This window comes from Pseudomonas sp. BN411 (assembly GCF_029871235.1).
Classification (GTDB): Bacteria; Pseudomonadota; Gammaproteobacteria; order Pseudomonadales; family Pseudomonadaceae; genus Metapseudomonas.
The window spans coordinates 183,898-193,352 of record NZ_SSOM01000055.1; the positions used below are offsets into that span (position 1 = coordinate 183,898).

5 protein-coding genes are annotated in these 9,455 nt (G+C 62.8%); 1 reads left to right on the forward strand and 4 read right to left on the reverse strand.

Annotated features, from left to right (window positions below; all coding sequences use genetic code 11):
• Positions 1–7: 7 nt before the first annotated feature.
• Both E8F06_RS08885 and E8F06_RS08890 read right to left on the reverse strand, forming a co-directional pair.
• Positions 8–3,628, reverse strand: a complete 3,621-nt coding sequence (locus E8F06_RS08885) for a transporter substrate-binding domain-containing protein (protein ID WP_280366257.1) — start codon at positions 3,626–3,628, stop codon at positions 8–10.
• Between the two features lie 8 nt (positions 3,629–3,636).
• The gene (locus tag E8F06_RS08890) at positions 3,637–4,305 is read right to left on the reverse strand and encodes a response regulator transcription factor (protein WP_280366267.1); all 669 of its coding nucleotides are present in this window, start codon (positions 4,303–4,305) and stop codon (positions 3,637–3,639) included.
• Positions 4,306–4,663: 358 nt separating this feature from the next.
• On the opposite strand from E8F06_RS08890, the gene E8F06_RS08895 reads away from it, so the two are divergent.
• The gene (locus E8F06_RS08895) at positions 4,664–7,618 is read left to right on the forward strand and encodes an HD domain-containing phosphohydrolase (RefSeq protein WP_280366260.1); all 2,955 of its coding nucleotides are present in this window, start codon (positions 4,664–4,666) and stop codon (positions 7,616–7,618) included.
• Positions 7,619–7,814: 196 nt separating this feature from the next.
• Here E8F06_RS08895 and E8F06_RS08900 read toward each other — a convergent pair whose 3' ends face one another.
• Together E8F06_RS08900 and E8F06_RS08905 are read right to left on the reverse strand one after the other, a co-directional pair.
• Positions 7,815–8,120 carry a YggL family protein gene (locus tag E8F06_RS08900; RefSeq protein ID WP_280366261.1) on the reverse strand — a complete coding sequence of 102 codons (306 nt, stop codon included), beginning with the start codon at positions 8,118–8,120 and terminating at the stop codon, positions 7,815–7,817.
• Between the two features lie 122 nt (positions 8,121–8,242).
• A protein-coding gene (locus tag E8F06_RS08905) for an IS3 family transposase (RefSeq protein ID WP_280363247.1) occupies positions 8,243–9,393 on the reverse strand; the annotation gives its coding sequence in 2 pieces (ribosomal slippage) (positions 8,243–9,150 and positions 9,150–9,393; 1,152 coding nt in all).
• Positions 9,394–9,455: the final 62 nt, after the last annotated feature.

Below are 9,455 nucleotides of genomic sequence, written 5' to 3' on the forward strand. Positions count from 1 at the left end.
TACGCTTTCAGCCGCCCAGCAGTTGCTCGAGCTCTCGCTGCAGGCCCCCAAGGCTCGTCCGTATCGCTTCGCCCAGATGCATCAGTTCGGTGACATTGGCACCGCGTCGATGGGCAGCACCGAAGGCAATGCAATGGGCGAGCAGCGGCTGGGCGTCGATCAACTCCATCGCACCCTTGATCTTGTGCACCAGGCGCTCCAAGTCGTCCCAGCGTTCCTCGCGCAGCAGGCCCGCCATTTCCTGGCCATCGGCCTCGTTGGCCTTGTGCAATTCATGCATCAGCATGCGCGCCACTTCGGGTGATCCCCCGGTAGCGCGATCCAGCAGGCTGAGGTCGAAGCGGACGGAGTGCTCGGCCCAGCCCGACACGGCGTCGAGGTCAACCACGCGCAGCAGGTAACGCTGCAGGCCTTCGAGACCGATGGGTTTGAACAGACAGTCGTCCATGCCGGATTCGCGACATCGCGCCAGTTCCTCCGGCTGGGCATTGGCGGTAAGGCCAACGATCAGCGCCGGCTGCGTATCTCGTTCACGCTCGTACTTGCGGATGCGTCGTGCCAGCTCGTAGCCATCCACCACTGGCATGTTGCAGTCGGTAATGAGCAAGTCGAATGCCGACGCCATCCACAAGCGCAGCGCCTCCTCGCCATTCTCCGCCTGCTGCGCCGTCTGCCCCAGCAGCTCGAGTTGCTGCGCCAGCATCATGCGATTGATCGGGTGATCATCCACCACCAGCACACGCAGGGCACCGGCGGGCAGATCGCGGACGGCCTGCGGCTCCGCGACCGTCGGCAGCGGCTCCAGCCGTGGCAGGCACAGGCTCACCGCGATCCGCGTTCCGACACCCACCTCGCTGCGCATATCCAGCTGGCCATCCATCATGCCCACCAACCGGCGGCAGATGCTCAGGCCCAGACCGGTGCCACCGCGTCCCGCATTCATGCTACCGGCCACCTGGGTGAATGGCTGGAACAGCCGTTTCTGGTCGCCTTCGGCTATGCCGATCCCGCTGTCCTCGACCACCACGATCAGCTGCAGCTGCTCTTCGTCCACCGGACGGGCTTCCAGCTCCACGCGGATGGCGCCCTGGTCGGTGAACTTGATGGCATTGCTGACGAGGTTCGAGAGGATCTGCTTGTAGCAGGACGGGTCCACCAGCACATCGTCCTGACTCTGGATTTCCAGACTCAGCGACAGTTGCAGCCCCTTCTGCCGCGCCAGCCCCTCGAACACGCGGATCACGGACTCGGTCAGCGCGCGGGGCGACTGGCGCCCAGGCTCCAGCGTCATGCGTCCGGACTCGATCTTGGCGATGTCGAGGATGTCGCCGATCAGTGCCAGCAGGGAGTCGGCAGAGCTGCGAGCCACCCGGATCGCCTCCCGATCCAGACGCTCGCGCTTCAGGGCCAGTTCGAGCATGCCGGTGATGGCGTTCAGCGGTGTGCGGATCTCATGGCTCATGGTGGCGAGGAAACTACTCTTCGCCACATTGGCGGATTCCGCCTGCTCCTTGGCCTGTCGCAGCTCCTCCATCAGACGGTTGCGCTCAGTGATGTCCACCCAGCCACAGATCAGGCCCCGGACGCGCTGCCTGGCATCGCGATAGGGAATCGCCCAACAGGAGACCTCCAGCACGAAGTCGCGCAGGTGCAGTTGCTGGTCTCGGAACTGTGCCTCCCCCTGTTCCAGGGCACGCTGGCTCAGCTCATCCAGTACCCCCAGCTCTCCCTCGGCATCGGCATGCAGGCCGTCAACCTTTGCCAGTCGCCGGCCGATCAATGCTTCACGCGGCACGCCGATGGCTTCGATGAAACTGCGGTTGCAGGTGATGGTGCAGCCATCCAGGTCCCGTACCGACAGCGGAAAGGGGATCCCATCGATCAGCGAACGCTTGAAAGCCAACTGGTCGTTCAAGCGACGCTGCTCCCGCTCGCGTCGGCGGACCTGGCGGCGCAGGTGAAGCACCCAGACGGCGAACAGCATCGCCACGAGCAGAAAGACGAAACCCACCTTAAAGAGCCGAGCCTGGTATTCGATCCAGCTGCTATCGGCCTCTTCGGCCCGGGTGTACCAGCGATTGATGATGCTGCCCAACTCGTCCGGGGAAATGGATAGCAATGCCTTATCGAGGATGCTCTGCAGTTCAGGCGCGTCGCGGGAAACGGCGAAGGCAAAGCGGCCTGGATCTCGGCCTACGGTGTCAGCGATGCGGAGCCGCCCCGGAAAGTAGCGGCTGATCAGGAATGTGGAAGACGCCATCGCATGCAGCGCCGCGTCGAACCTGCCCTCCACGACGCCCGAAAGCCCCTGGATTCCGGTTTCTACCTCCTGCAGCAGCAGCTTGGGGTAGTGATCGCGAATGTATGGGATCAGCGAATGCCCGGCCGGAATGGCGAGCCTGCGCCCGTCGAGGTCATCGAGCCCCTGCGGGCTGTTGTCGGAGTCCCGCACCACCAGCACGCTACTGGTGCTGAAGTATGGGCGGGTGAAGCTGAGACTCTGGCTGCGCTCAGGGGTGGAGAACAGCGTGGCGGCCATGTCAGCGCGTCTGGCGCGCAGGTCGGCGAGCATGTCCCGGGCCGAGGAGCGTGCACTGATCTCGAACTCCAGTCCCGTCCTCTGCCGGATCAGATCCAGGAGGTCCGGCACGATGCCCCGAAAACGGCCCTGGCTGTTGAAGAAGGTCATTGGCTCGAAGGTTTCATCTACCACCAGCCGCGCGGGGCCATGCCGCTCCAGCCAATGCAATTCGCGCTTGGTGAGCTGGGGGCGAAGATTGTCCAGGAACATGCCCGCGCCATCGCCCCAGCGCTTCACGATTTCGGCGCTCATGGTCTCCGGGATTGCGGCGATCGCCGCGTCGAGAATCCGCAGCAAGTTCTCGTTGCCCCTGGCCACGGAAAAGCTCACGCCTACGCCATCGAACCCGGCGAAATTGGCCATGCGCAGGTTGATGAGGTAACCCTGCCTTATCAGGTAGTTGGCGGCGATGGCGTCGCCGATGAAGACATCGCTCTGATCGAACGCCACCGACTGCAGTGCGCTGCGCACCGAGTCGTAGCGGAACGAGCGCGCGTCGGGATAGGCCTGACAGAGCTTTTCCAGGCTCGGGCCTTCCGCGGAATAGGCCAGACGCAACCCGTCGAGGTTTCCCGACGCGGCACGCCGGTCATCGATGCGGGTCACCATCACCGGCTGCTGCTGCATGTAAGCGACGGTCTGGGACAGGCCGGGGCTGGCGGAGTCGCCGTCCATGCTGTTGCCCAGCAGGTCGATATTCCCGCTTCGCAGGGCGTCGCGGGCCAGCTCCCGGTCCGCAAAGCGCACCACTTCCGTCTCGACGCCGATGGACTGGGTGATCAGCCGTACGAAGTCCGCGGTCACGCCTTCGTAATCCTGGCCGCTGGCGGTGATGTCGAACGGCGGAAAGTCGGGCTCGTTGGTGCCGATCCGCAGGACGCGCTTCTCCCGCAGCCAGCGCGTGTCCCGTTCCTCCAACGGCACTCTCAGGTCCCGGGCCTGGGAACGACCCAGCAGTTCCAGGCTGGGTTGATCCTCCGCCATGCAGTTCGCGGGCGGCAGCATGCCTGCGAGCAGAAGGCAGACGAACAGGGCGAAAAGACGCATGGAGACGATCAAACCAGGGCGTTACGGTTGGCGAACTCCACCAGTTCGATCAGGGAACGGGCGTTGAGCTTGAGGAGAAGGCGGGTTTTGTAGGTACTGACGGTCTTGTTGCTGATGAACATCTCCTCGGCAATGTCCTTGTTGCTGTAGCCATTGGCGAGGAACTTGAGCACCACCAGCTCGCGGTCGGATAGCCGCTCGATCATTTCGTTCTCGTCGGGCAGGCCGACCTGGCGCTTGCCGGACCTGATCACGTCGCTGGGGAAATAGCTGTAGCCGGACAGGACCGCCCGCACCGCCGCAGTCACTTCGGCGAGGTCGCCTTCCTTGCAGACGAAGCCCGCGGCGCCGGCCTGCATGCAGCGCGTCGCGTAGTGGTTGGGGTTCTGCCCGGTCAGCACCAGCACCCGCAGCGGCAGGTCCAGCGCGTGCAGGCGGGCGATGACATCCAGGCCGCCGAGCTTGGGAATTCCGATGTCGAGAATCACCAGGTCCGGCTGGTGTTCCCGCGCCAGGGCGATGGCATCCACACCGTTATCCGTCTCCGCGACGACTGCATAACCTTCACGATCCAGCAGCAGGCGTACGGCAAGGCGAATGACCGGGTGATCGTCGACGATCATCACCTTGTAGGCGGACTCGCTTCCGGGTTCGAGGAAATCATCCAGATTGACCATTTTGCTCACAGCATCGCTCCCTTGGCGCGGTTTGGAGGCTGCCACGATAGAGAAGCGACCTGCACTGTCGACCCCTGAAACAGACAGGGCACAGCTTTCAGGAATCGACCTACCTCACCTTGCGTTTCCTCCTACAAGGGAGAACTGATTTCGGCGGCAATACGTGCTCGATTCCCGGCAGATGACGGTTATATCCACGGCCACCCGTGCTCCCGAGCAAGGCGGCGCTTCGCCATTTCCAGCCTTTCCCGCCACGCCGGCCGACAGCCCCCGCCCCATGGCAAATTGCACGACGGGCGTCACAAGCCTCATCTATGCTCCTGTAGCCCCTCAGGGATGGGGTTAAGGAGCTGCTGCAATGCCGCAAAAGTTCGCTGAGCGTCGCTTTCCGCTGCACGTCCATATCAGTGCGCTCTTTACGCTTCTTCTACTGTTCACCGGAGTGGTTCTGGGCATTTTCAACTATCGCCAGACCAGCCAGATCATCCTTTCCAGCAGCGATGAGCTCTTCGGCCGCATCAGCCAGGAAGTGGAAACCGATCTGCAGCAGACCTATCAACCCATCTATCACCTGCTCAACCTGCTGGCCCTGGGTGGAACCAACCAGCGCCTGAACAGCTTCGACCGCCTGGACATCCTGCTAAGGCCGCTGACCCAGGCCCTGCATGACAATCCCAAGCTGGCGTCGCTGTACGTCGGCTATGACGATGGCGACTTCTTCATGGTCCGCCACCTTCGCAACGACACGCTGAAAAAGACCTTCAATGCCCCACCGAACGCGGTTTATCAGGTATGGAGCATCGAGCGGGACAACCTGAGCCGTGCCCGTTCGCTGACCTTCTTCTTCGACGGCCAGCTCAATGAGATCGTCCGCCGCCAGGAACTGAAGGAGCGCTACGATCCACGCAGCCGGCCCTGGTTCTACGGGGCGCTGGAGCAGGATGAACCGATCACCACGGCCCCCTATGTGTTCTTCTCCAGCGGCGCGGTCGGCACGACCCTGGCACGCCCCGGCGGCAGCGATGCGGTGATAGGCGCCGACCTGACCCTGGATGACCTGTCGGCCACGCTGGCCAGCCACCGGGTCACGCCTTCAACCGAAGTGGTCCTGTACCAGGCCGACGGCCGTGCGGTTGCCTACCCCGACACCAGCAAACTGGTCAAACGCATCAACGGAGCGCCCGAACTGGGCGAGGTGAAGGACTTCAGCCCGCCGCTCGCCGCCCTGATCGGCCTTGCTGGGCAGGAAGACCTGCGCACCAGCGCGGAAATCGGTGATCGCCGCTGGGTGATCGCACGCCAGCATCTCGCCGAAGGCGGGCCCAAGGGGCTGCAACTGGCCATCCTCTCCCCCGAAGACGAACTGCTGGACGATGCCTACCGCATCCGCTGGCAGGGCGCGATGCTGACACTGGCCATCCTGCTGCTGTGCATCCCGCTCGGCGTCCTGCTTTCGCGCATCGTGGTGAAGCCGCTTCGGGCGCTGGTGGTCCAGGCTGAAGCCATCCGCAGCTTCAATTTCAACTTGCCCGCCATGGGACGCTCGCCAGTGCTGGAGGTGGACCAGTTGGCGGTTTCCATGGCGCGGATGAAGGAAACCATTTCCAGCTTTCTGGAGATCGCATCCAGCCTCTCGGCGGAGAACCGCTTCGACAACCTGCTACGCCGCGTCCTGGACGAAACCATCGACATCAGCGAAGCCTCCGGCGGCCTGCTCTACCTGATCGACAACCAGAAGGGCCGCCTGGAACCCCACGGTCTGTTCCTCAACGACCAGGAGCAGGATCTGGAAGCCCACGGCATCCGCGGCTTCGGTCTGGAAAGCCCGGCCATGCCGCACTGGCTCGACCTGCCGTCCCACGGTGGCCCCAGCCAGGTGTGCTCGTTCGGCTATGACCAGGCCGGCGCCTATCGGGACCTGCTGCAGACCCTGGAAAGCCCGCGGATACACCTGGTCAGCACGGGCCTGCATAACCGCCAGGGAATCACCATTGGTGTGTTGGTCCTGCTGCACCGCGACACGGGCAAGGAATCTCGCCCCGCCATCCTCAGGCCGGAACGCATCGCCTTCGTCGAGGCCATCTCCGGCGTCGCCGCGCTGTGCATCGAAAGCCAGCGCCTGCTGGAGAAACAGAAGCAACTGCTGGACGCCTTCATCCAGCTGATGGCCGGCGCCATCGACGCCAAGAGCCCCTACACCGGTGGCCACTGCCAGCGCGTACCGGAAATCACGCTGATGCTGGCCCGTGCTGCCGCCGCCAGCAACGAGACGGCATTCCGTGGTTTCCAACCCACGGACGAAGAATGGGAAGCCCTGCACATCGCCGCCTGGCTGCACGATTGCGGCAAAGTGACCACCCCCGAGTACGTGGTGGACAAGGCCACCAAGCTGGAAACCCTGAACGACCGCATCCATGAAATCCGCACCCGCTTCGAGGTGCTCAAGCGCGACGCCTGGGTGCGCTACTGGCAGGCCCTGGCCCAGGGCGCCGAGGAGAACGAACAGGCGCGGCTGCGGGACGCGGAATTGGCCGCGCTGGACGACGACTTCGCCTTCATCGCCCGCTGCAACCTGGGTGGCGAAGCGATGGCCGAAGCCGACCAGGAACGCCTGAAAGGCATCGGCGCTCGCACCTGGACCCGAACCCTGGACAACCGCCTGGGCGTGTCCTGGGAGGAGGCACAGCGCCTGTCGCGTACGCCGCCGCAATCGTTGCCGGTGGAGGAAAACCTGCTGGCCGACCGGCCCGACCATCTCTTCGAGCGCCCCGCCACCGAACTGATGCCGCCGGACAACCCCTGGGGCTTCAAGCTGCAGGTGCCCGAATACAAGTTCAATCGGGGCGAGCTGCACAACCTGTCCGTCAGCCGCGGCACGCTGACCGATGAAGAGCGCTACATCATCAACCACCACATCGTGCAGACGATCCTGATGCTCAACCACCTGCCCTTCCCCGCGCATCTGGCGAACGTGGCGGAGATCGCCGGTGGGCACCACGAGAAGATGGACGGCACCGGCTACCCGAAGCGCCTGACCCGGGAAGAAATGAGCCTTCCAGCGCGGATGATGGCCATCGCCGACATTTTCGAAGCACTGACGGCCGTGGACCGCCCCTACAAGAAGGGCAAGACCCTCTCCGAAGCACTGGGAATCATGACCGGCATGTGCCGCGGCGCCCACATCGACCCCGACCTGTTTGGCCTGTTCATCCGTTCCGGGGTGTACATGGATTACGCCAGGCGCTTCCTGAAGCCGGAGCAGGTCGACCAGGTGGATGAGAAGGCGGTATTGGCGAAAGCGGGTTTGGCTTGAGCCGCCCGCGTACGGATCAATCGAGGCGGCACACCCCTTGTAGGGGCGAATTTATTCGCCAAGGGCGGCGAAGCTGCGCCTGGCGAAGCGGCAGGCAGACCTGTGGTCTGCTTGGCGATTGAAATCGCCCCTACAGCAATTCGCAGGCAACAAAAAAGGGCGCCAACAGGCGCCCCTTTTTATTCCGTCATCGCACTCAGGCGTTGACCGGATTCTCCGGGTACCACACGTCGATCAGCGGGCTGACGGTGGAGCCGGCCAGTTCGGCGTGGCCCTTCTGCAGCCAGGCTTCCACCTGGGTACGCTGGTCGGCGTTTACCGAACCACGCTTGCCAAGGCAAACGAAACCGTAGTCCTCGGCACCGATGAAGCCCAGGCCGTTGCTTTCGATCGCTTCGTCGATGAAACGCTCGAAGAACACCGAAACCGCTTCCGGATTCAGACCCTCCTTGTAGCTGAGGGTGAGTTCGAAACCCAGTTCCGCGATTTGACTATTTAGCAACCTTTGTCATTATTTTTTCAACGCCCCTGGAATGGGCCATTCAGACCGCCACGGCAACTCAATAAAAATGACAATTATCAAAGACACCCGGGCCATCCGCTCTCTGAATCGCCCCGGCTTTCCTAGACACTCTCCAAGCTCTGGAAATAGCGCTTTTCAAACTCCACTGGCGATAGCTGCATAGCGCTGCTGTGCCGGCGTTTGGGGTTATAAAACATCTCGATGTAATCGAACACATCACTCCGAGCTTCTTCGCGGGTGCCGTAGGTCTTCCGTCGGATGCGTTCCCGTTTCAGCAACTGAAAAAAGCTTTCCGCTACCGCGTTGTCGTGGCAGTTGCCGCGTCGGCTCATGCTGCTGATCAGGTTGTTGGCCTTGAGGAAACTCTGCCAATCCGAGCTGCTGAACTGGCTGCCCTGGTCGGAGTGGATCATCACTTCCTGCTTGGGCTTGCGCCGCCAGACCGCCATCAACAGGGCATCGATGGCCAGGTCGCTGCACATCCGTGGCTTCATCGACCAGCCGATCACCTGGCGTGAAAACAGATCCAGCACCACCGCCAAATACAACCAACCCTCATAGGTGCGGATGTAGGTGATGTCGGTGACCCAGACCTTGTTCGGTTCACTGACGTTGAACTGCCGCTCCAGGCGATTGGGCGAAGCTACCGTTGGCCGGCCGCCGTAATAGCCGGGGCGCCGACGATAGCCGGTCTGCGAGCGCAGCCCTTCTCCCCGCATCAGGCGAGCCACGCGGTGCCGGCCACAGGACTCTCCCAGCTCACGCAGGTCGTCGTGAATCTTGCGATAGCCGTAGACCCCACCGCTTTCCAGCCAGGCATGTTTGATCAACCCGAGCAGGCGCTGATCTTCCTTGGCGCGTACGGATTTCGGCTCGGCCAGCCAGGCGTAGTAACCGCTGGGATGCACTTTCAGGGTCTGGCAGAGACGCCGTACCGGGTACTCCACCGACAGCTTGCTGATGAAGGCGTACTTCAGCCGGACTCCTTGGCAAAGTACGCGGCGGCCTTTTTTAGGATGTCTCGCTCTTCGGTCACTCGCTTGAGTTCGGCGCGTAGACGACGCAGTTCGGCCTGCTGATCATCTTCTTGCTGCCGCTGCGCCTGGGGCTTGCCGTAGCGCTTGATCCAGGCATACAGGCTGTGCACCGACATGCCTAACCGCGCTGCCACCTCGGCTACGGGGAGGCCGCGCTCGGTCACTTGCTTGACCGCTTCGATTTTGAATTCTTCGGGGTAACGCTGGTTGCTCATGGCACCTCCTAACGGGCCTCATTATGAGGCTTGGAGGTGTCTACGAAACTAGGGGCGATTCA

Excerpts from the sequence above, each read along its gene's own strand:
- E8F06_RS08890 (WP_280366267.1), bottom strand. The coding sequence starts at position 4,305 with ATGGTCAATCTGGATGATTTCCTCGAACCCGGAAGCGAGTCCGCCTAC.
- E8F06_RS08885 (WP_280366257.1), bottom strand. The coding sequence starts at position 3,628 with ATGCGTCTTTTCGCCCTGTTCGTCTGCCTTCTGCTCGCAGGCATGCTG.
- E8F06_RS08895 (WP_280366260.1), top strand. The coding sequence starts at position 4,664 with ATGCCGCAAAAGTTCGCTGAGCGTCGCTTTCCGCTGCACGTCCATATC.